The sequence below is a fragment of the Bradyrhizobium sp. Leo78 genome, from assembly GCF_059512425.1.
The window spans coordinates 180,234-201,015 of the sequence record NZ_JCAMOT010000001.1; the positions used below are offsets into that span (position 1 = coordinate 180,234).

Annotated in this window: 20 protein-coding genes; 12 read left to right on the top strand and 8 right to left on the bottom strand. The window is 63.7% G+C overall.

All coding sequences use genetic code 11. The features are described from left to right. Positions 1-185 precede the first annotated feature (185 nt). From paaX to AC5ZG1_RS00820, 9 genes are all read left to right on the top strand, one after another. Positions 186-1,055 (top strand): phenylacetic acid degradation operon negative regulatory protein PaaX, encoded by an 870-nt coding sequence (paaX, locus tag AC5ZG1_RS00780; protein WP_496131723.1) that lies wholly within the window; start codon positions 186-188, stop codon positions 1,053-1,055. Between the two features lie 74 nt (positions 1,056-1,129). After that, entirely contained in the window at positions 1,130-2,122 is a 993-nt protein-coding gene (paaA, locus tag AC5ZG1_RS00785) for a 1,2-phenylacetyl-CoA epoxidase subunit PaaA (RefSeq protein ID WP_496131724.1), read from the top strand. Between the two features lie 10 nt (positions 2,123-2,132). Beyond that, positions 2,133-2,420, top strand: a complete 288-nt coding sequence (gene paaB / locus AC5ZG1_RS00790; protein WP_027581720.1) for a 1,2-phenylacetyl-CoA epoxidase subunit PaaB — start codon at positions 2,133-2,135, stop codon at positions 2,418-2,420. A gap of 108 nt (positions 2,421-2,528) precedes the next feature. Then, entirely contained in the window at positions 2,529-3,305 is a 777-nt protein-coding gene (paaC, locus tag AC5ZG1_RS00795) for a 1,2-phenylacetyl-CoA epoxidase subunit PaaC (RefSeq protein WP_496131725.1), read from the top strand. Continuing rightward, positions 3,299-3,802 carry a 1,2-phenylacetyl-CoA epoxidase subunit PaaD gene (gene paaD, locus AC5ZG1_RS00800; protein WP_496131726.1) on the top strand — a complete coding sequence of 168 codons (504 nt, stop codon included), beginning with the start codon at positions 3,299-3,301 and terminating at the stop codon, positions 3,800-3,802. Before paaC ends, paaD begins: the two co-directional genes overlap by 7 nt. Before the next feature lie 108 nt (positions 3,803-3,910). Further along, positions 3,911-4,990, top strand: coding sequence for a 1,2-phenylacetyl-CoA epoxidase subunit PaaE (gene paaE, locus AC5ZG1_RS00805; RefSeq protein ID WP_496131727.1), 1,080 nt, complete (start codon positions 3,911-3,913; stop codon positions 4,988-4,990). 90 nt (positions 4,991-5,080) lie between these two features. Then, entirely contained in the window at positions 5,081-5,545 is a 465-nt protein-coding gene (gene paaI, locus AC5ZG1_RS00810) for a hydroxyphenylacetyl-CoA thioesterase PaaI (protein WP_208819865.1), read from the top strand. Between the two features lie 20 nt (positions 5,546-5,565). After that, positions 5,566-6,897: a phenylacetate--CoA ligase PaaK gene (paaK, locus tag AC5ZG1_RS00815; RefSeq protein WP_496131728.1), complete on the top strand. Its 1,332-nt coding sequence runs from the start codon at positions 5,566-5,568 to the stop codon at positions 6,895-6,897. 166 nt (positions 6,898-7,063) lie between these two features. After that, positions 7,064-8,068, top strand: a complete 1,005-nt coding sequence (locus AC5ZG1_RS00820; RefSeq protein WP_496131729.1) for a quinone oxidoreductase family protein — start codon at positions 7,064-7,066, stop codon at positions 8,066-8,068. Between the two features lie 130 nt (positions 8,069-8,198). Here AC5ZG1_RS00820 and AC5ZG1_RS00825 read toward each other — a convergent pair whose 3' ends face one another. The 4 genes from AC5ZG1_RS00825 to AC5ZG1_RS00840 form a co-directional block, all read right to left on the bottom strand. Then, positions 8,199-9,425, bottom strand: a complete 1,227-nt coding sequence (locus tag AC5ZG1_RS00825; protein WP_496131730.1) for a bifunctional alpha/beta hydrolase/OsmC family protein — start codon at positions 9,423-9,425, stop codon at positions 8,199-8,201. A 174-nt stretch (positions 9,426-9,599) separates the two neighbouring features. After that, complete coding sequence (locus AC5ZG1_RS00830; protein ID WP_028164973.1) at positions 9,600-10,265, bottom strand: sulfite oxidase-like oxidoreductase; 666 nt, start codon at positions 10,263-10,265, stop codon at positions 9,600-9,602. 6 nt (positions 10,266-10,271) lie between these two features. After that, positions 10,272-11,594, bottom strand: coding sequence for an MFS transporter (locus AC5ZG1_RS00835; RefSeq protein ID WP_496131731.1), 1,323 nt, complete (start codon positions 11,592-11,594; stop codon positions 10,272-10,274). Positions 11,595-11,845: 251 nt separating this feature from the next. Beyond that, complete coding sequence (locus tag AC5ZG1_RS00840) at positions 11,846-13,273, bottom strand: amidase (protein WP_496131732.1); 1,428 nt, start codon at positions 13,271-13,273, stop codon at positions 11,846-11,848. Between the two features lie 104 nt (positions 13,274-13,377). Between AC5ZG1_RS00840 and AC5ZG1_RS00845 the strand changes: the two genes are divergently transcribed. After that, positions 13,378-14,223 (top strand): alpha/beta hydrolase, encoded by an 846-nt coding sequence (locus tag AC5ZG1_RS00845; protein WP_496131733.1) that lies wholly within the window; start codon positions 13,378-13,380, stop codon positions 14,221-14,223. Positions 14,224-14,324: 101 nt separating this feature from the next. Here the strand turns inward: AC5ZG1_RS00845 and AC5ZG1_RS00850 are convergent, their stop codons facing one another. Next, the gene (locus AC5ZG1_RS00850) at positions 14,325-15,098 is read right to left on the bottom strand and encodes an SDR family oxidoreductase (protein WP_496131734.1); all 774 of its coding nucleotides are present in this window, start codon (positions 15,096-15,098) and stop codon (positions 14,325-14,327) included. A gap of 175 nt (positions 15,099-15,273) precedes the next feature. Here AC5ZG1_RS00850 and AC5ZG1_RS00855 point away from each other — a divergent pair, with 175 nt between their 5' ends. Then, positions 15,274-16,353, top strand: a complete 1,080-nt coding sequence (locus AC5ZG1_RS00855; protein WP_456641046.1) for a tartrate dehydrogenase — start codon at positions 15,274-15,276, stop codon at positions 16,351-16,353. A 187-nt stretch (positions 16,354-16,540) separates the two neighbouring features. Here AC5ZG1_RS00855 and AC5ZG1_RS00860 read toward each other — a convergent pair whose 3' ends face one another. From AC5ZG1_RS00860 to AC5ZG1_RS00870, 3 genes are all read right to left on the bottom strand, one after another. Then, positions 16,541-17,452 carry an NAD(P)-dependent oxidoreductase gene (locus AC5ZG1_RS00860; RefSeq protein WP_456641045.1) on the bottom strand — a complete coding sequence of 304 codons (912 nt, stop codon included), beginning with the start codon at positions 17,450-17,452 and terminating at the stop codon, positions 16,541-16,543. Between the two features lie 30 nt (positions 17,453-17,482). After that, positions 17,483-18,733, bottom strand: coding sequence for a Zn-dependent hydrolase (locus tag AC5ZG1_RS00865; protein ID WP_496131735.1), 1,251 nt, complete (start codon positions 18,731-18,733; stop codon positions 17,483-17,485). Positions 18,734-18,854: 121 nt separating this feature from the next. Beyond that, positions 18,855-19,772 carry a LysR family transcriptional regulator gene (locus AC5ZG1_RS00870; protein ID WP_456641043.1) on the bottom strand — a complete coding sequence of 306 codons (918 nt, stop codon included), beginning with the start codon at positions 19,770-19,772 and terminating at the stop codon, positions 18,855-18,857. A 119-nt stretch (positions 19,773-19,891) separates the two neighbouring features. On the opposite strand from AC5ZG1_RS00870, the gene AC5ZG1_RS00875 reads away from it, so the two are divergent. Further along, complete coding sequence (locus AC5ZG1_RS00875) at positions 19,892-20,710, top strand: putative hydro-lyase (protein ID WP_456641042.1); 819 nt, start codon at positions 19,892-19,894, stop codon at positions 20,708-20,710. Positions 20,711-20,782: the final 72 nt, after the last annotated feature.

The following is a 20,782-nucleotide window of genomic DNA, read 5'->3' on the forward strand; positions in this document are numbered from 1 at the left end:
CGGGGCCTCATGGTTCGAGACGCGGCCAAGAGGCCGCTCCTCACCATGAGGGTCTAACAGCGCGCGCCCCCTGCCAGACCTCATCCTGAGGAGCGGCCTCTTGGCCGCGTCTCGAAGGATGCGGCCCGGCTGCCTACCACAAGCAACATTGTCGCCCCAACGCGAAACGCGGTATGCGTGGGCGCATGCCGCAGCCGCTTGACCGCATCATCGACCAGTTGAAGCGCGAGCCCTCGCGCACCGGCTCCATCGTCATCACCGTGTTCGGCGACGCTATCGTCCCGCGCGGCGGCTGCGTGTGGCTCGGCACGCTGCTGGATTTCTTCGCCTTCCTCGACATCGACGGCGGCGTGGTGCGCACCGCGATGTCGCGGCTCGCCGCCGACGGCTGGCTCGAGCGCAACAAGGTCGGCCGCAACAGCTTCTACCGACTGAATGAGAGGGGCCGGCAAACCTTCGACACCGCGACCAGGCACATCTACGATCGGCCGCCGTCGGACTGGACCGGGCGTTTCGAACTGCTACTGATCGGCAATGGCGAGGATCGCGATGCCGCGCGCGAGGCGCTGAAGAACGCCGGCTTCGGCAGTCCGCTGCCGGGCGTGTGGGTCGCGCCGTCGGGCGTGCCGATCCCCGAAGAGGCCGCTAGCGCCATCCGTCTGGACGTTTCGGCCGAAGATGAAAACGGGCGGCGGCTGCTCAGCGAGAGCTGGCCGCTCGATCGCACCGCGGATGCCTATCAGAAATTCATCAGGACGTTCGAGCCGTTGCGCGGCTGGCTCGCGCGCGGAGAGGAACTCACCGACGCCGACGCGTTCACGGCCCGCATCCTCCTGATCCATTACTACCGCCGCGTGGTGCTGCGCGATCCGCTGCTGCCGACCGCGCTATTGCCGAAGGACTGGCCGGGGAGTGCAGCGCGAAAGCTCTGCGGCGAAATCTATCGCGGCGTGCTGGCCTTATCCGAACAATGGCTTGACCGGCATGCGACCACTGAGGATGGGCCGCTGCCGAAGCCCGGCGTGGAACTTTCATGGCGGTTTGAGGATGCGTAAATATATTACAAGAATGCTTGCAAGAACTGGAATTTTGATATAGATCAAAGATAATAAAATTCGGGAGGTCGGGCATGTACACGCAGGCGCTGAATACGTCTGACGCAGATGACCGCAATGTCGAGGACGCAGCGCGCGCCACCGCGTTTCAGGCGCGCATCGATGCCGACGAGCGCATCGAGCCGAACGACTGGATGCCCGCGGCCTATCGCAAGACGCTGACGCGGCAGATTTCCCAGCACGCTCATTCCGAAATCGTCGGCATGCTGCCCGAGGGCAACTGGATCACGCGCGCGCCGACGCTGCGCCGCAAGGCCGCGCTATTGGCAAAAGTGCAGGACGAATGCGGCCACGGGCTTTATCTCTACGCCGCGGCCGAGACGCTCGGCACCTCGCGCGAAGAGCTCGTCGACGCGATGCTGACGGGCAAGGCGAAGTATTCCTCGATCTTCAACTATCCGACGATGACCTGGGCCGACATCGGCACCATCGGCTGGCTGGTCGATGGCGCCGCCATCATGAACCAGATCCCGCTGTGCCGCTGCTCCTATGGCCCTTATGCGCGGGCGATGATCCGCGTCTGCAAGGAAGAGTCGTTCCATCAGCGCCAGGGTTTCGAGATCATGCTGACGCTGTGCCGCGGCACCGATGAGCAGAAGGCAATGGCGCAGGATGCGCTGAACCGCTGGTGGTGGCCGGTGCTGATGATGTTCGGTCCGCCCGACAAGGTGAGCCAGCACAGCGACACCTCGACGAAATGGAAGATCAAGCGCTTCTCCAATGACGAGCTACGGCAGAAATTCGTCGATGCGACCGTGCCGCAGGCGCAGTTCCTGGGCCTCACCATTCCCGATTTCGAGATGAAGCAGGACGAAGCCGGCCACTGGGTGCCTGGCCCGATCGACTGGGAGGAATTCAAGCAGGTGCTCGCGGGCAACGGCCCTTGCAACCGCGATCGTCTGGCGGCGCGCCGCAAGGCGCATGAGGCAGGGGCGTGGGTGCGCGAAGCGGCGGCTGCGTACGCCGAGAAGCGCAGGCGCCGGCAGTTCGCGCAGGCAGCCGAATAGGGAGGCCGAGATGGCCACGCCGAATAGTCCGCTCTGGGAAGTCTTCATCCGCAGTCGCAACGGGCTTGCGCACAAGCATGTCGGCTCGCTGCATGCCGCCGACGCTACGCTGGCGCTGCAGGCCGCGCGCGACATCTACACCCGCCGCGGCGAGGGCCTTTCGATCTGGGTGGTGCCGTCGAGCGCGATCACCGCCTCCGACCCGGCCGAGAAGGGCATGATGTTCGAACCGGCGGAGTCGAAGATTTACAGGCACCCGACGTTTTACGACGTGCCCGAGGAAGTCGGGCATATGTAGCCGTCATTGCGAGCGAAGCGAAGCAATCCATAGTGCCACTTGCGGAGACGTGGATTGCTTCGTCGCTTCGCTCCTCGCAATGACGACTGAACAAGCAGGTGGATCGCTATGGCCGTCGCCAACATCCAAATCTCCGAAACGCCGCTCGTGCTCTACACATTGCGGCGCGCCGACGATGCGCTGATCCTGGGCCACCGTCTGTCGGAATGGTGCGGACACGCGCCAACGCTCGAAGAGGACATGGCGCTCGCCAATATGGGGCTCGATCTCCTCGGACAGGCGCGCGAGCTTTACAGCTACGCCGCCAAGGTCGAGGGCAAGGACAACGACGAGGACAAGTTCGCTTATCTGCGCGACGTCAGGCAGTACCGCAATCTCCTCCTGGTCGAGCAGCCGAACGGCGATTTCGCGCGCACCATGGTGCGGCAGTTCTTCCATGCCGCCTTCGCCGATCTCTATTGGCGTGCGATGATGCAGTCGAAGGATGCGACGCTCGCGGCAATCGGGGCGAAATCCGAGAAGGAGAGCGCCTATCATCTCAGGCATTCGTCGGAATGGATCATCCGGCTCGGCGACGGCACCGAGGAAAGCCATCGCCGCGCACAGACGGCGATTGAGGATCTCTGGTCCTTCACCGGCGAGATGTTCGCCGTCGACGACTCTGAGCGCGGTCTGATCGACGCCGGTATCGCAGTCGACCCGGCGCTGCTGCATCCGCAATGGCTGAAGACGATAACCGCTGTGGTGGACGAGGCGACGCTTCGCTTGCCGGCGAGCAACTGGATACAGCAGGGCGGCCGCAGCGGCCGGCACAGTGAGCATCTCGGCCATCTCCTCAGCGAATTGCAGTCGCTGCAGCGAACCTTTCCGGGGGCGACATGGTGAGCGCTGTCATCAGCAATGCCGATCTGCGCCGGCGCGCCTGGGACGCGGCTGCACAGGTGGTCGATCCCGAGATTCCCGTGCTGACCATCGCCGATCTCGGCGTGCTGCGCGATGTCGCGGTTCAGGACGGGCAGGTCGAGGTCGCGATCACGCCGACCTATTCCGGCTGCCCCGCCATGAACGTGATTGCGCTGGAGATCGAGCTGGCGCTCGAGCGCGAGGGCATTCGCGGCCCGAAGATCCGCACTGTGCTATCCCCGGCCTGGACCACCGACTGGATGAGCGAGGATGGCCGCCGCAAGCTGAAGGAGTACGGTATCGCACCGCCGCTGCCCGGCAGCTCACGCCGCGCGCTGTTCGGCCGGCAACGGGTGGCGTGTCCGCAATGCGGGTCCGAAGACACCGAATTGCTGTCCGAATTCGGCTCGACCTCCTGCAAGGCGCTGTGGCGCTGCAGGAGTTGCCGCGAACCATTCGATTATTTCAAGTGTCATTGACCCATGATGCCGTCATTGCGAGCGAAGCGAAGCAATCCATCTCTCCACACGTGGCGCCATGGATTGCTTCGTCGCTTCGCTCCTCGCAATGACGGAAAGAGATGAACCATGTCGCTCGCACCCCGATTCCATCGCCTTGCCGTTAACGACCTGCGCCGCGAGACCGCGGACGCGATATCGATGACGTTTGCGATTCCGAAGGAACTCGCAAGCGATTACAGCTTTGCGCCTGGTCAATATCTGACCTTGCGCACCATGCTGGACGGCGAGGAAGTACGCCGATCCTATTCGATCTGTTCCGGCCCTGATGATGGCGAATTGCGCATTGCCGTGAAGAAGGTCGATGGCGGTGCGTTCTCGAACTGGGCGGCGGAAGACCTTAAAGCTGGCGACGAACTCGATGTGATGACGCCGACCGGCCGCTTCGGCGTCGCGCCGGCGCCGGAGGAGGCCCGGATTTACGTCGGCTTTGCCGCGGGAAGCGGCATCACGCCGATCCTGTCGATCGTCAAGGGCGTGCTGGCGCGCGAGCCGCAAAGCCGCTTCTTCCTGTTCTACGGCAACCGCTCGACCTCAGGCATGCTGTTCCTCGAAGAGCTGGAGGAATTGAAGGATCGCTTCCTGCAGCGGTTCTCGCTGTTCCACGTCATCTCGGGCGAGGGGCAGGACATTCCGATCCTGCACGGCCGGCTCGACGGCGAGAAGGTGAGGGTGCTGTTGCGCTCACTGGTGCCGGCGGCAAGTGTCGATCACGTCTTCATCTGCGGCCCGATCGGGATGAGCGAGGAGATTGAGGCGACCTGCCGCGACCTTGGCCTCGGCGATGACAAGATCCACGTCGAGCGCTTCGTCTCCGAGTTCGGCGGCAAACCGCGGCCGAAAAAGATCGTGGAGCCGGGCGCACCGCCGAAGGCGCTGGCCTCGCTGATCATCGACGGCAAGCGGCGCGAGGTGCCGGTTGCGGACGGTGAAGCCATCCTCGACGCGGCGCTGCGTGCGGGCATCGATCTGCCCTTCGCCTGCAAGGGCGGCATGTGCTCAACCTGCCGCGCCAAACTGGTCGAAGGCAAGGCGGAGATGGAGCTGAATTATTCGCTGGAGCCGTGGGAATTGCGGGCTGGGTTCATCCTGACCTGCCAGGCGCGGCCGTGCTCGGACAAGGTCGTGGTCGATTACGACCACGTATAGAGCTTCAGGTCGCGTTGACAGGCAGGGCAGCGCGTCTCACAAATCATGCCAAGAGGCCCATGTAACGGGCCCGGCGACAGGGAGTTGAACGTGAACGTCAAGGCCACGCTTTCGCCTGAGGACCTCGCCCGCGCCTGCGCCGAGGCGATGTGGAAGGAGGACGACGCCAGCAAGGGCCTCGGCATGGAGATCGTCGAGATCAAGCCGGGGCAGGCGACGCTTGCGATGACGATCGCGCCGCACATGGTCAACGGCCAACGCATCGCCCATGGCGGCTTCATCTTCACGCTGGCCGATTCCGCGTTCGCCTTTGCCTGCAACAGCCACAATGAACGCGTCGTCGCCGCGCAAGGCAGCATCACCTTCATCCGGCCCGGCAGGCTCGGCGACCGCCTGATCGCCACCGCACGCGAGATCTCGCGCAACGGACGGTCCGGAATATATGACGTCCGCGTCACGGCAGGCGATGATGTGATCGCCGAATTTCGTGGCCATTCTCGCGTGATCGGCGGCTCATGGCTGCCGACAGCGGACAACGAGACCAAGCAAAAATAGACGATCGAAGGAAACGCGCCATGGCCGTGCCAAAGCTCAAGTCGACGGGAAGTGGTTACAGCGCTGAGATGGACGAAACTGAGGGCGCCTCGCGCGACGCGATCATGGCACTGCAGACCAAGCGGCTGGCATGGTCGCTGCAGCACGCCTATGACAACGTTGCGCATTACAAGCGCGTCTTCGATGCGGCCGGCGTGCATCCGTCCGATTTCAGGGAGCTTTCCGACCTCGCGAAATTCCCGTTCACGGCCAAGACCGACCTGCGCGACAATTATCCGTTCGGCATGTTCGCGGTGCCGCGCGAAAGACTGGTGCGCGTCCATGCCTCCTCCGGCACGACAGGCAAGCCGATTGTGGTCGGCTACACGCAGGCCGATATCGACATCTGGTCGGACGTGATGGCGCGCTCGATCCGCGCCGCCGGCGGCCGCCGCGGCATGATCATCCACAATGCCTACGGCTATGGCCTGTTCACCGGTGGCCTCGGCGTGCACTACGGCGCCGAGCAGCTCGGCTGCACCGTGGTGCCGGTCTCCGGCGGCATGACCGAACGTCAGGTGCAGCTCATCAACGACTTCCGGCCCGACATCATCACGGTAACGCCGAGCTATATGCTGGCGATCCTGGACGAGTTCAGGCGACAGGGACTTGATCCGCGAAACTCCTCGCTGAAGTTCGGCATCTTCGGCGCCGAACCCTGGACCAACGCGATGCGCGCCGAGATCGAGCACGCCTTCGACATGGACGCGACCGATATCTATGGCCTGTCGGAGGTGATCGGCCCCGGCGTTGCGCAGGAATGCGTGGAGAGCAAGGACGGGCTGCACATCTGGGAAGATCATTTCTATCCTGAAGTGATCGATCCCGAGACCGGACAAGTGCTACCCGACGGCGAGAAGGGCGAACTGGTCTTCACCTCGCTGACCAAGGAAGCCTTTCCCGTGATCCGCTACCGCACCCGCGACCTCACGCGCTTGCTGCCGGGCACCGCGCGGCCGGGCATGCGGCGGATGGAGAAGGTGACCGGCCGCTCCGACGACATGATCATCCTGCGTGGCGTCAACGTGTTTCCGACCCAGATCGAGGAGGCGCTGCTCGCGACCGATTGGTGCGGCGGCCATTTCATCATCGAGCTGTCGCGCGAAGGCCGCATGGACGAGATGACGGTGCTCGCCGAAGCCCGCCCCGAAAGCTGGGACGGCAGCGGCCTTGCCGTGCATGCCGAGAAGGTCTCGATTTTCATCAAGAATACGATCGGCATCACTGCGCGCGTTCAAGCCGTCGCCCCCGAAACCCTGGAGCGTTCGCTCGGCAAGGCCAAACGGGTTTACGACAAGCGACCGAGGGGGTAACTCTCACCCGCACAGCAACTGGCAGCTCAGGATGATCGGGTAGGTTCCCGTCATTGCGAGCGGAGCGAAGCAATCCATCGCGCCGCTTGTGGAGACGTAGATTGCTTCGCTCCGCTCGCAATGACGGGCTGGTACCACCCAACCCCCGTAACGGACCAACGCCTCAATGCCGACATCAAGCAACCAATCAATCCAAGCCCGCTGCGTTCGCCTGCTGGCCAAAGCCGACAACCCTGCCGCGCTTGCGCCGACCGTGGAAACACACGCGCTCTCACGCGCCGCGAACGAGGTGCTGATCGAGATCAAGGCTGCCGCCGTCAATCCATCCGATGTGAAGGCCGCGACCGGGCTGATGCCTTACGCGGTGTTTCCACGCACGCCGGGCCGCGACTATGCCGGCGTCGTCATCAACGGGCCCGAGGGGTGGATCGGGCGCGAGGTGTTCGGCTCGTCCGGCGATCTCGGCATTCGCCGCGATGGCACGCATGCGACGCATCTCGTGGTCGAGGCAGACGCAGTGGTGGAAAAACCTAAGGGCATTTCATGGGAGGAGGCCGCCGGCATCGGCGTGCCCTTTGTGACCGCGATCGAAGGCTTTCGCCGCGCCGGGCTGCCGAAGCCAGGCGAGACCGTGCTGGTGATGGGCGTCAATGGCAAGGTCGGGCAGGCAGCGGTGCAGATCGCGACCTGGCAAGGTGCGAGTGTCATCGGCGTGGCCCGCAAGAGCGAGCCCTACGAAGGCCACAGCAACGCGAAGGTCGAGATGATCGATGCCTCAAGCACCGATGTGGCGGCGCGCGTGCGCGAACTCACCGGCGGCAAGGGCGCCGACATCGTCTTCAACACGGTTGGCGATCCCTATTTTCAGGCCGCGCACAAATCTCTGGCGCTGCGTGGGCGGCAGATCCTGATCGCGGCGGTTGACCGCATCGTACAGTTCAACATCCTCGAATTCTATCGCGGTCAGCACACCTATGTCGGCATTGATACGCTGGGCCTGTCGTCGATTGCGACCGGCGCTGTGCTGCGTGAACTCGGCCCCGGATTTGCGAGCGGGCACCTGAGGCCGTTTCCGATCAAAGCGAGCGCGATCTATCCGCTGGAGCAGGCGCGATCAGCGTTTTTTGCCGTCGCCGGCTCCTCGCGAGACCGCGTGATCCTGCGGCCGTGATGGATTGACGCCGTCATTGCGAGGAGCGGAAGCGACGAAGCAATCCATGCCTCAGCAAATGGCGAGATGGATTGCTTCGCTTCGCTCGCAATGACGCCAATGTCCGGCGGCTAGCGGGTGCAAGACTTTCTCAATCCGCCGCCTTCGTCACGATCCGCACCTCCGACGTCAGCGTCCGGTGCACCGGGCACTTGTCGGCGATCTCCATCAGCCGCTTGCGCTGGTCGTCGTCGAGCGAGGGGCCATCGATCTCGATGACACGGTCGATCTGGTCGAGCATGCCGTCGCGCGTCTCGCACTCCGCGCAATCCTTGGCGTAGATCTTGCTGTGCGTCAGCGTCACCGTGACGCGATCGAGCGGCAGCGCCTTGCGGTCGGCGTACATGCGCATCGTCATCGAGGTGCAGGCGCCAAGCCCCGCGAGCACGAGATCGTAAGGGCCGGGCCCTGAGTCCTTGCCGCCGACGGCGGCCGGTTCGTCCGCCAGCAATCGGTGCGGGCCGACGGCGACGATCTGCTGGAACTTGCTGTCGCGCGTCTCGCGCACCACGACGTGGCGCGGCGCCTCGGTGAGATCTACCGGAGGCCCGAGCACCGCCGGCCCGACATAGCGCTCCGACCAGGCCGCGATAACGTCGGCGGCATAGCTGGTGTCTCGCTTGTCTGCGAGGAGATGATCGGCGTCGGCGAGCGAGACGAAGCTCTTGGGGTGCTTTGCCGCGATGAACAGCTTGGTAGCGTTCTCGATGCCGACGGTGTCGTCGGTCGGCGCGTGCATGATCAAGAGCGCCTTGTGCAGCTTTGCGACTTGCGCCAGCAGATTCTGCTCGGCGATATCATCGAGGAATTCGCGCTTGATGCGGAACGACCGGCCGGCGAGCGAGACCTCGACTTCGCCTTGCTCGCGGATGTTCTCGACCTGGTCCTTGAGCAAGTGGGTGACGTGGGCGGGATCGGACGGCGCGGCGATGGTGACGATGGCCTTCGCTTCTGGTATCTGCGCGGCCGCGGCGAGGATCGCGGCACCGCCGAGGCTGTGGCCGATCAGGAGATCGGGCGCTTTGCGGGTTTCGCGCAGGTGATCGGCGGCGCGGACGAGATCGGCGACGTTGGAGGAGAACGTCGAATTGGCGAAATCGCCTTCGCTGGAGCCGAGCCCCGTGAAATCGAAGCGCAGCACCGCGATGCCTTTGGCGGCAAGCGCGACCGCGATGCGCTTGGCGGCCAGCACGTCCTTGCCGCAGGTGAAGCAATGCGCAAACAGCGCATAGGCGTGAATCTCGCCGTCAGGCGTGTCCAACGCGGCGGCGAGCTGGTGTCCTTCCGAGCTTGCGAACTGGAAGCGTTCAGTCGGCACGGCTACCCTCCATCACGGTTTCCCTTCACCTCTCCCATAGGGAGAGGTCGGCGTGCAGCGCCGGGTGAGGGGTTCAGGTCCCTCGATAGAGCGTAACCCCTCACCCGAATTTCTCGCTACGCTCTAAATTCGACCTCTCCCTACGGGAGAGGTGAAGAACGCCACCGACAACAGTCAATCACCCGAATAACGTTCTTCCTTCCAGGGATCGCCGCGGTTGTGATAGCCGCGGACTTCCCAATAGCCGGGCTTGTCCTGCGTCACGAATTCGATCGCCTGCAGCCATTTGGCGCTCTTCCAGAAATAGAGATGCGGCACCACGAGCCGCACGGGGCCGCCATGCTCTTCGGTCAGCGGTTTGCCTGACCAGCCATGCGCAAGCAGCGCGTCCTCGGCGGCAAAATCCTCAATCGCCAGATTGGTGGTGTAGCCGTCATAGGAATGCAGCACCACGAAGCGCGCATCCTCATGTGGCTGGCAGGCGGCCAAGAGATCGCGGGTCGCAAGACCCTGCCATTGATTGTCGTAGCGCGACCAGGTGGTGACGCAATGGATGTCGGAGACGAATTGCGATTGCGGCTGCGCGGTGAACTGCGCCCAATCCCAGAACACCGGATGTTCCACCGCGCCATAGACGTCGAGCCGCCAGCGCTCGCGGGGAATCTCGGGCGTCAATCCGAGATCGAGCGTCGGCCAGTCGCGGGTGAGATGCTGGCCCGGCGGCAGGCGTTGCTCGTCGGGACGCGTGATCCTGCCGGTGAGGAAGCGGCCTTCGCGCGCCCAGCGCTCCTTGCTGCGCGTCAGCTTGCTTTCCGGCGGCGGCTCCTGGTCGTCAGCCATTTGTCGTCACTCGTGGCGATGCATCGCTGATTCATGCTTGGTGTCGCGCATGGTTGCATAGATCAGGAGCGAGAGGAAGATCATGCCGCTGAGGTAATAGTAGAACCATTGTTCGTGCCCAAGGCTCTTGAAATAGAGCGCGATCGCCGGCGCCGTGCCGCCGAACAGAGACACTGTGATCGCATAGGGCAGGCCGACGCCGAGCGCGCGGACATTGGTCGGAAACAGTTCGGCCTTCACCACAGCGTTGATCGACGTGTAGCCGGCGGTGAAGATCCAGGCGCCGCAGATCAAGAGGAACGCGATGAAGGGCGATTTGGTATCTTTCAGCGTGGTCAGGATCGGAACGGTCGCGAGCGTGCCGGCGACACCGAAGAAGATCAGGAGCGGCTTGCGGCCGATCCGGTCGGACAGCGCGCCGTAGAGCGGTTGCAGAATGGTCGCAAAGATCAGCGAGCCGAAGATCACGAAAGTGGTCTGGTCCTCGGTGAGGCCGACCGACAATTTGACGAAGGTCTGCATGTAGGTGGTGAAGGTGTAGAACGCCGCGGTGCCGCCCGCGGTCAGCCCGACCACCAGCAGCAGTTCGCGCGGATAGTTCAGAAGCTTCGTGATCGAGCCGGTCGGCTTGCTGACCTTCTTTGCTTCCTCGAAGGCGTCGGTCTCCTGCAGGCTGCGCCGCATCACCGCTGCGATCACGGCAAGCGCCGCACCGATCGCGAAGGGAATCCGCCAGCCCCAGTCCTTAAGCTGTTCCGGCGTCAAGAACACCTTCTGCAGCAGGAGCAGCACGATGATCGCGGTGAGCTGGCCGCCGATCAAGGTGACGTATTGGAAGCTCGAATAGAAACCGCGATTTTTGGCGTCGGCGACTTCGCTGAGATAGGTGGCGCTCGCGCCATATTCGCCACCGAGGCTGAGACCCTCGATCACGCGCGCCAGCGCAAGGATCACGGGCGCGGCAAAGCCGATCGTGGCGTAGGTCGGCGTCACCGCGATGATCAGCGAGCCGAAACACATGCAGACCACAGAGATCGTGAGCGACAGCCGCCGTCCGTAACGGTCGGCGATGAAGCCGAACAGCCAGCCGCCGAGCGGCCGCATCAGAAAGGTCGCGGCAAATATCACGGCCGCATTGAGCTGCTGCACCACCGGATCGTTGCCGGGAAAGAACGCCGGCGCGAAATACAGCGCAAAGGCAGTATAAGCGTAGAAGTCGTACCACTCGACGAGATTGCCGACCGAGCCGATGAAGATCGCCTTGATGCGTCGTTCGACGTCACGAATGTCGATGGGCTCGTCGGCAATCCTGGCGGCCTGATCTGTCATATTGGAACTCCACGCACGGCAATTTGATCACCCGGCCCGACACACTTCACGAGGTCGGGAACTGGTTGCGGCCCCGGTAGCACGTCAAATGTCGCCAGCGCAATTGCCGATGGGCGTGTCTTTCTCCTCTCGATAGCCCTCATCCTGAGAGCCTGCGGAGCAGGCGTCTCGAAGGATGGGCCCCGGGTGAGATCGGGGCCTCATGGTTCGAGACGGCGCTGCGCGCCTCCTCACCATGAGGGGAGAGATCCTTATCTCGGCGCCCGCGGATCGATCGGAGTGGTGCAGTGCACGCCCAAAATATCCTCCAGCACCTTCGCGCCGGCCAATAGCTGAGCTTCGCCGCGTGGCGGTGCCACCATCTGCAATCCGACCGGCAGGCCGGAGGCGGTGAAGCCGCAGGGCAGGGACAGCGCCGGACAACACGCAAGTGTGATCGCATAGACGATGCCGAGCCACTGCACGTAATTGTCGAACTTCTTGCCGTCGCATTCAGCGACATAGCGGTTCTCGATCGGGAACGGCGCGACGATGGTCGCAGGCGTCAGCAACAGGTCGTAGCTGCCGAAGAATTCGAGGGTGCGCGCCGTCATGGCGACGCGCTGGGCCTCGGCGCGCTCGAGTTGCTCGACCGTCAACTTCAGGCCTTCCTCGATGTTCCAGATCACCTCCGGCTTGAGCATGTCGCGCTTGGTGCGAAGCAGCGCCGCCTTGGTTACAGCGAAGTCGAACGCGCGCAGCACGTGGAAGCATTCATGAGCTTCGCTGAGGTCGGGATACGCTTCCTCGACGATGGCGCCTGCTTCGGCAAAGCGTTCCGCCGCGCTGCGCGTGATCGCCTTTACTTCGGGATCAACCGGGGTGATGCCGAGGTCGGGCGAATAGGCGATGCGTTTCGGCCTCTTGCCGGAGCGCGTCGCTGACAGGAACGACGCCGTCGGCGCCGGCAGCGACAGCGGGTCGGCGGCATACTCGCCGCTCATCGCGTCGAGCAGCAGCGCGAGATCCTCGACGTTGCGCGCCATCGGGCCGTGAACGGTCAGGTTGCGATCGATCATGGCGCTCGGCGTGTGGGCGACGCGGCCGATGCTGGGCCGCATTCCGACGATGCCGCAGAAGCTGGCTGGATTGCGCAGCGATCCACCCATATCGGTGCCGTGGGCAAGCCATGCCATTCCGGTCGCCAGCGCGACCGCCGCTCCGCCGGAAGAGCCGGCTGCCGAGCGCGACGTATCCCAGGGGTTCAACGTCGCCCCGAACACTTCATTGAAGGTGTTGGCGCCGGCCCCGAATTCCGGCGTGTTCGACTTGGCGTAGACCACACCGCCATTCGCTTCCAGATTCGTGACGACGATATCGGACCTGGTGGCGACGGTATCCTTGAAGATCGGCGATCCCTGCGTGGTGCGCACATCAGCGACATTCGTGAGATCCTTGATCGGCACCGGCAGGCCGGCGAGCAGGCCACGCTCAGCGGCCGGCTTCTGCATCAACGCCTTGGCGTGCTGCCGGGCACGGTCGAAGCACAGGATCGGGAGCGCGTTGACCTTGTCGTCGACTTCGGTGATCCGTTTTTCCAGGACATCGAGCAGGTCGAGCGGGGTGACCTCGCCAGATCGCAATTTGTCGACGACTGTGCAGGCGCTCTCCCGCACCAGGCCTTGATCCGTCACTCGCATCTCCATTGATTGCAGTTCGTAATAGCGGAGGGAATAGTGCTCTAGACCAATTTCCGGAAAAGTGGAAACGTGCTGGGGGAATGGCTGGAACCGGAGATCTGCTGATGACGACACCCTTCTCTGCGCTCGATTGGCGCGACATGAGCCAGGAGGAGCGAGACCGCGGCCTTAACAACGGTGCCGCAGTTTTAGGCAGCGGTGATATCGTTGCGGGCTGCGGCGAGCGCTCCGCCGAGCTGCGCAAGCGCTATCCCAATCACATCGATCTCCGCTATGGCCCGCGTGAGCGCAACCGCATCGATTTCCTCAAAGCGGGCGAGCGCGCGCCGACGCTGCTGTTCATCCATGGCGGCTATTGGCAGATGCGGTCGAAGGAGTTCTTCACCGTGATGGCTGAAGGAGCGATGGCGCATGGCATCAATGTCGCGCTGATCGGCTATACGCTCGCACCGGAGGCGACGCTCGACGAGATCGTCGCCGAGATCCACGCCGGCATCGACTTCCTCGCGAAACAGTTGCCGGCGCTGGGCGCGGCCGAAACCGAGCTTGTGGTGTCCGGCTGGTCGGCCGGCGGTCATCTGACCGCGATGGCGCTGTCGCATCCGCATGTGCGGGGCGGGGTCGCGATCTCTGGCATCTATGATCTCGAGCCGATCCGGATGAGCTATCTCAACGTCAAGCTCGGGCTCGACGAGGCGGCTTCCCACCGCAATTCTCCGATGGAGCAGGCGGGCGGGCCGCCGAAGCCGCTGTCGCTGGTGGTCGGCAGCGGCGAACTGCCGCTCTTGCGCAAGCAGACCGCCGATTTTGCCGGGCACCGCGCCAATTATGGATTGCCGGTGACGTATGAGGAGATTCCCGGCGCTGACCATTTTTCAATCATGGACGAGATGATGTCGCCGAAGGGACGGATCACGACGCTGATTCGGCGGCTGTGCGAGGGCGAGTGAGGCCAACGTCATTGCGAGGAGCGTGAGCGACGAAGCAATCCATACTGTCTCCGCGGATGCGATGGATTGCTTCGCTTCGCTCGCAATGACGGTGGTAGCCATCACCACCCCGCGCTAATGCCGCCGTCGACCGTATAGATCACGCCTGAGGTATAACCCGCGCGGTCGGACGCCAGGAACGCCATGAGGTCGGCGATCTCGCGCGCGTGGGCCGGGCGGCCGAGCGGCAGGCTCTTCTGGAATTCCTTGTAGCGGTTCTCGTCGCCGAACTGATGTTTGGCGCGGGTCTTGAGCAGCGTGACATGCCGGTCGGTGCCGACGGGACCGGGGTTGATGCCGACGATGCGGATGTTGTCGGCAAGGCTCTTGCCGCCGAGCGCGCGGGTCAGCGCCATCAGCGCGGCGTTGCCGGCACTGCCCGCGATATAGTTGGCATCGAATTTCTCGCCGGCGGCGCCGATGTCGTTGATGATCACGCCGCCGCCACGCGCCTTCATCTGTGCGTAGATCGCGCGGGTGAGATTGATATAGCCGAACACCTTGAGTTCCCAGGCGTGTCGCCAGGTCGCCTCATCGATCTTGTCGATCGAGCCGCCGGGAATATCGCCGGCATTGTTGACGAGGATGTCGATGTCGGCTGCCTCTTTTGCCAATCGCGCCAGATCCTCCAGCTTGCGCAGGTCGACGATCGATGTCGCGGCATCGATCTGGTGGGCCGAGCGCAGGCGGTCGGCCAGCGCCTTCAACTGGTCGCCGCTGCGGGCGGCCAGCAGCAGATGGCAGCCTTCCTCGGCAAAGGCTTCGGCGGCGGCCGCGCCGATGCCCTTGGAGGCGCCGGTAATCAGAACGCGCTTGCCGCGCAGATGCAGGTCCATGGCAATACTCGCTGTTGCTGGAGGGGATCGGAGAAAAGTCGGCGGAATTGGTAGGTGGATCACGCCTTGACCGTCAACATTGCACTGCAGCGTTGCGCCGGGGCGAAGTTTGGTCCATTGCAGGGCGCGAGAATAGACGGCGCCTCAAGCCGGGCAAATCACAAGGGTGTTCTTCATGGCCAACGCAAAGAAACAGTATCGGATCGCGGTCATTCCCGGCGACGGCATCGGCAAGGAGGTGATGCCGGAGGGGCTGCGTGTGCTCGAGGCCGCCGCGAAGAAACATGGCGTCGCCGTGCAGTTCGACCATTTCGATTTCGCCTCCTATGACTATTACGAGAAGCACGGCCAGATGATGCCGGATGACTGGAAGGAGCAGATAGGCAAGCACGACGCGATCTATTTCGGCGCGGTCGGCTGGCCGGCCAAGATTCCGGATCACGTCTCGCTGTGGGGCTCGCTGATCAAGTTCCGCCGTGAGTTCGACCAGTATGTCAATTTGCGCCCGGTGCGGCTGATGCCCGGCGTGCCGTCGCCGCTCGCGAACCGCAAGCCCGGCGATATCGATTTCTGGGTGGTGCGCGAGAACACCGAAGGCGAATATTCGTCCGTTGGCGGGCGGATGTTCCCGGACACCGAGCGTGAGTTCGTGACGCAGCAGACGGTGATGACCCGCATCGGCGTCGACCGCATCCTGAAATTCGCCTTCGACCTCGCGCAGTCGCGGCCGAAGAAGCATCTGACCTCCGCGACGAAGTCGAACGGCATCTCGATCACCATGCCCTATTGGGACGAGCGCGTGGAGGCGATGGCGAAGAAGTATCCGTCGGTGAAGTGGGACAAGTACCACATCGACATCCTGACCGCGAACTTCGTGCTGCATCCGGACTGGTTCGACGTCGTGGTCGGCTCCAATCTGTTCGGGGATATCCTCTCCGATCTCGGCCCGGCCTGCACCGGCACCATCGGCATTGCGCCCTCGGGCAACATCAATCCGGAAGGCGATTTCCCGTCGGTGTTCGAGCCGGTGCACGGCTCGGCGCCCGATATCGCGGGCCAAGGGATCGCCAACCCCATCGGCATGATCTGGTCAGGCGCGATGATGCTGGAGCATCTCGGCGAGAAGCCGGCGGCGGACGCGGTGGTCGGCGCGATCGAACGCACGCTCGCCGAACGCACGCTCCGCACCCGCGACCTCGGCGGCAATGCGGATACCGAGGCTTGCGGCAAGGCAGTCGCGGAGATGGTGGATTAAGACGCCGTCCATCGTCATTGCGAGGAGCGAAGCGACGAAGCAATCCATGTGTCAGCAAGTGGCGGGATGGATTGTTTCGCTTCGCTCGCAATGACGGCGCTGGATGGTCCGTAGGGTGGGCAAAGCGCAGCGTGCCCACCGTCACCTGCACCGCTCGCAATGGTGGGCACGCTTCGCTTTGCCCACCCTACGACGTCACGATCCGTCGGCAATGCTCCCAGGCGGCATGCAGCAGGTTCTCGCTGGCTTCCGGCGTGCGGAAGGCGGAATGCGCCGAGAGCGTGACGTTTGGCAGTTTCGTCAGCGGATGATCCGCAGGCAGCGGCTCGACGGTGAAGACATCGAGCCCGGCGTGGCGGATGTGGCCTGAGTTCAGCGCATCGATCATCGCTGCTTCGTCGACGATGGCGGCCCGGGCGGTGTTGACGAAGATGACGCCCGGCTTCATCGCGGCGATGCGCTCGCGGGTGATGAAGCCTCTTGTGTCGTCGTTGAGCAGAAGATGCAGCGAGACGACATGGCTCTGCGCCAGCAGCGTGTCGAGATCGACGAAGTCAACGCCCGGATAGCTCTTCGGCGAGCGGTTCCAGGCGATCACGCGCATTCCCGAGCCCACCGCGATGCGCGCGACTTCAGCCGCGATCCCGCCGAATCCGATCAGGCCGAGCGTCTTGCCGGTGAGCTGCATGCCGTCTTCGCGCAGCCACTTGCCGGCGCGCATCTCGCGGTCCATCTGCGCCAGCACGCGGGCGGAGGCCCACATCAGCGCGATCGCGGACTCCGCCACGGCGGTGTCGCCATAGCCCTTGATCAGATGCACGGAGATGCCGAGTTCGGCGAGCTCCTCCGGATTCATGTAGCTGCGCGCGCCGGTGCCGAGGAACACGACGTGCTTCAGCCCGCCGCACTGCTTTGCGATGTCGGTCGGCAGCGCCGTGTGGTCGATGATGGCGATCTCGGCGCCATCGAGCACTTTTGGCAGTTGGTCGGACGTGACGTCCGGGTCGCGGTGGATGCGCACCTTGGGATCGCCGGGTTTCTCCAGGCGCTCGAAGATCACGGCAAGCGCTTCATTGGCGTCGACAAAAACCCCGCGCACGGCACATCTCCATCTTGCTTGGTGGACCGGTCAGGACGCGACGCCGGCGAGTGCGAGCACCGTATGCATCAGGACGTTGGCGCCGGCGGCGCAATCGGTCTGCGTTGCGTCCTCGAGCTCGTTGTGGCTGATGCCGTCCTTGCAGGGTACGAACACCATTGCCGCAGGGATCACCGTGTTGAGGTTGCAGGCGTCGTGGCCGGCGCCCGAGGTGATGCGTCGGTGCGAATAGCCGAGTTGCTTGGCGGCGTTCTCGACGGCATCGACCAGCTTGGGATCGAAATGCGTCGGCGGCTTGCGCCAGACCAGGTCGAGCGTAACCTCGACCTTGCGGCGGGCGGCGATCTCGGCGATCGCAGCGCACAGGTCCTTGTCCAGCGCGTCCATGATGGCGGCATCGGCGCTGCGGCAATCGACGGTGAAGGCGATCTCGCCCGGAATGACGTTGCGCGAGGGCTTCGCGATCACGGCCTCGCCGATTGTGCCGACCGCGTTCGGCCCGTGCTTTTTCGCGATGCTCTCCATCGCCAGCACGATCTCCGACAAGGTTGCCAGCGCATCGCGCCGCAGCGGCATCGGTGTCGAGCCGGCATGGCTCTCGAAGCCCGTGATCTTGCCGTCGTACCATAAGACGCCCTGGCCGGAATCGACCACGCCGATGGTCTTGTTCTCGGCTTCCAGGATCGGGCCCTGCTCGATATGCAATTCGACGAAGCCGGAGAATTTTTGCGTGCCGACCGCCGTCGTGCCGCGATAGCCGATGCCGTCGAGCGCTTCGGCAACCGTGACGCCCTCGGCATCCCTGCGCGACAGGATGTCATCAGTGGTGAAATCGCCGACATAGGCGGCGGAGGCCATCATCGCCGGCGCGAAGCGCGAGCCTTCTTCGTTGGTCCAGTTGCAGATGCAGATCGGCATCTCGGTCTCGATGCCGGCATCATTGAGTGTGCGCACGACTTCGAGCGCGGCGAGCGTGCCGAGCACGCCGTCATATTTGCCGCCGGTCGGCTGGGTGTCGAGATGCGAGCCGAGCCCGATCGGCGGTTTCGACATGTCGCGGCCCTTGCGCAGGCCGAACATCGAGCCGAGCGCGTCAACATGAACCTCCAGCCCTGCGTCCTCGCACGCCTTGCGGAACCAGTCGCGCACCTGCTTGTCCTCGGCGCTCAAGGTCAGCCGCCGCACACCGCCTTTCGGCGTCCCGCCGAATTTCGCAGTTTCATGAATCGTGCCCCAGAGGCGGGCGGAATCGATCTGCAGGTTGGATGCGGCTCGGCTCATGCGTTCGTTCCATTCGTTTTCTGTCATTCCGGGATGGTCCGAAGGACCAGACTCGGAATCTCGAGATTCCGGGTTCGCCCTGCGGGCGCCCCGGAATGACGGGTCGTTACATAGTGTTCGTTCAATGACGCGCTCGCAGCGGATCGTCAACCGACGGGCTCGTTTGCGCGATCTGGCGCGCGAGGTCGGCGACGCGCTCGATTGCGGCGATGTCGGGGGAGGTGAGCCAGTTTGCGTTGAAGGTGAGCGGCGCCATGTTGATGTCGGTATCGAGCAGTTGCAGCCGTCCGTCGGCGAGTTCGTTCTCGACGATGGCTGACGGGATCACGGCGATGCCGAGCCCTTCGATCGCCATGTGGATCACCGTTGCCAGCGAGGCGCTGGCGTGCAGCCGGATCGGCGGCAGGTCTGGCCGTTCGAACACCGCGCGCACGCTTTCGTAAGGCACTGTCTTGCGGGGAAAGGTGATGATCGGAAAGCGCGCCAGCTCATGCCGCGCCACCGGGCCATTGCCGAGGCCGAGCGCCGGGCTCGCCAGAAATCCGATCGGATAATCGCAAAGCACGCGGCTCTGCACGCCCGACGCCGACAGCGGCCCCACCACGAAGGCCAGCTCGATCTCTTGCGCGAGCAGCCGCGCGCTCAAATTAGGTGTGATGTCCACCTCGATTTCCAGCGACAGGTTCGGATAGACCTCGTTGACGCTCTTGACGAGGCGCGTCAGCCAGGTGTGCACGATGGTCTCGGCGACGCCGAGCCGGAGCACGCCGCGCATCGCGGAGCGGTCGCCGATCTCGGCCATCATCTCCGAGCGCAGCCCGATCAGCTTCTCCGCATAGACCATCATCTGCCGGCCGCTCGGCGTCGGCGAGGCCACCCGATGGTCGCGGTTGAGCAGTTTCACGCCCAACTCGCGTTCGAGCTGGGCGATGCGTTGGGAGATCGCCGGCTGGGTCGTGTTGAGCCGCTGCGCCGCGCCACGGAAGCTTCCAAGCTTGACCACCCAGAGGAACGTTTCGATCGACCTGAAATCAAGCATTGGAGGCTTTTTCCCGTTCGATAAATCAAACTTATCGAATTCGATTAGAAAGGAAGATTAGACTTTATAGCACGCTTGGTGTTGGCTGCGCTTGTCGAGATATTAGGCAGGTCGGTCAAATGACTGTTTTTGCGGCAGCGCAGCAAGCCCGTGACAACGATCCCGTGCTTCCGAGCCGAGAGGCCCGGCTAGCGTGCCGTGAGGGCATGGCTTCGAGCACCGCCGGGGTGGCGAACGGCTTTGTCCAGGGCAACCTTGCCATCCTGCCGGAAAAGCTCGCCGGGGCCTTCCACCGCTTCTGCCAGCTCAACCCGAAGCCGTGCCCGATCATCGGCATGTCTGATGTCGGTGACCCCCGAATTCCCGCGCTTGGCCTCGACCTCGACATCCGCACCGACGTGCCGCGCTATCGCATCTGGCGCGACGGCGAGGTGGTGGAGGAGCCGACCGATGTCATGCAGCATTGGCGCGACGATCTCGTCGCCTTTGTGCTCGGCTGCTCGTTCTCGTTCGAAGAAGCGCTGATGGACGAGGGCCTGCCGATCCGTCACATCGAGCGCCACGTGCGGGTGCCGATGTACCGCACCAATATCGCCTGCCGATCGTCGGGCCCGTTCGCGGGGCCGATGGTGGTGTCGATGCGTCCCTTCAAGCCGGCCGATGCAATCCGCGCGGTGCAGGTCACCTCGCGTTTTCCCTCGGTGCACGGCGCGCCGGTGCATCTCGGCCATCCGCATCTGATTGGCATCAGCGACATCGCCAAGCCCGACTATGGTGATCCGGTTCCGGTCGAAGCCGATGAGATTCCGGTATTCTGGGCGTGCGGCGTGACACCGCAGGCGGTGATCGCGAACGCCAAGCTACCATTCGCGATCACTCATGCGCCGGGGTTGATGTTGATCACTGATCTGAGGAACAAGCAGTTGGCTGTGCTCTAAAGGGCAGCGCTTGCCGTTTCTTGAGGCTTTACCGCAACCGCCTTCCGTTTCATTCGATAGCTACGCTTCAAT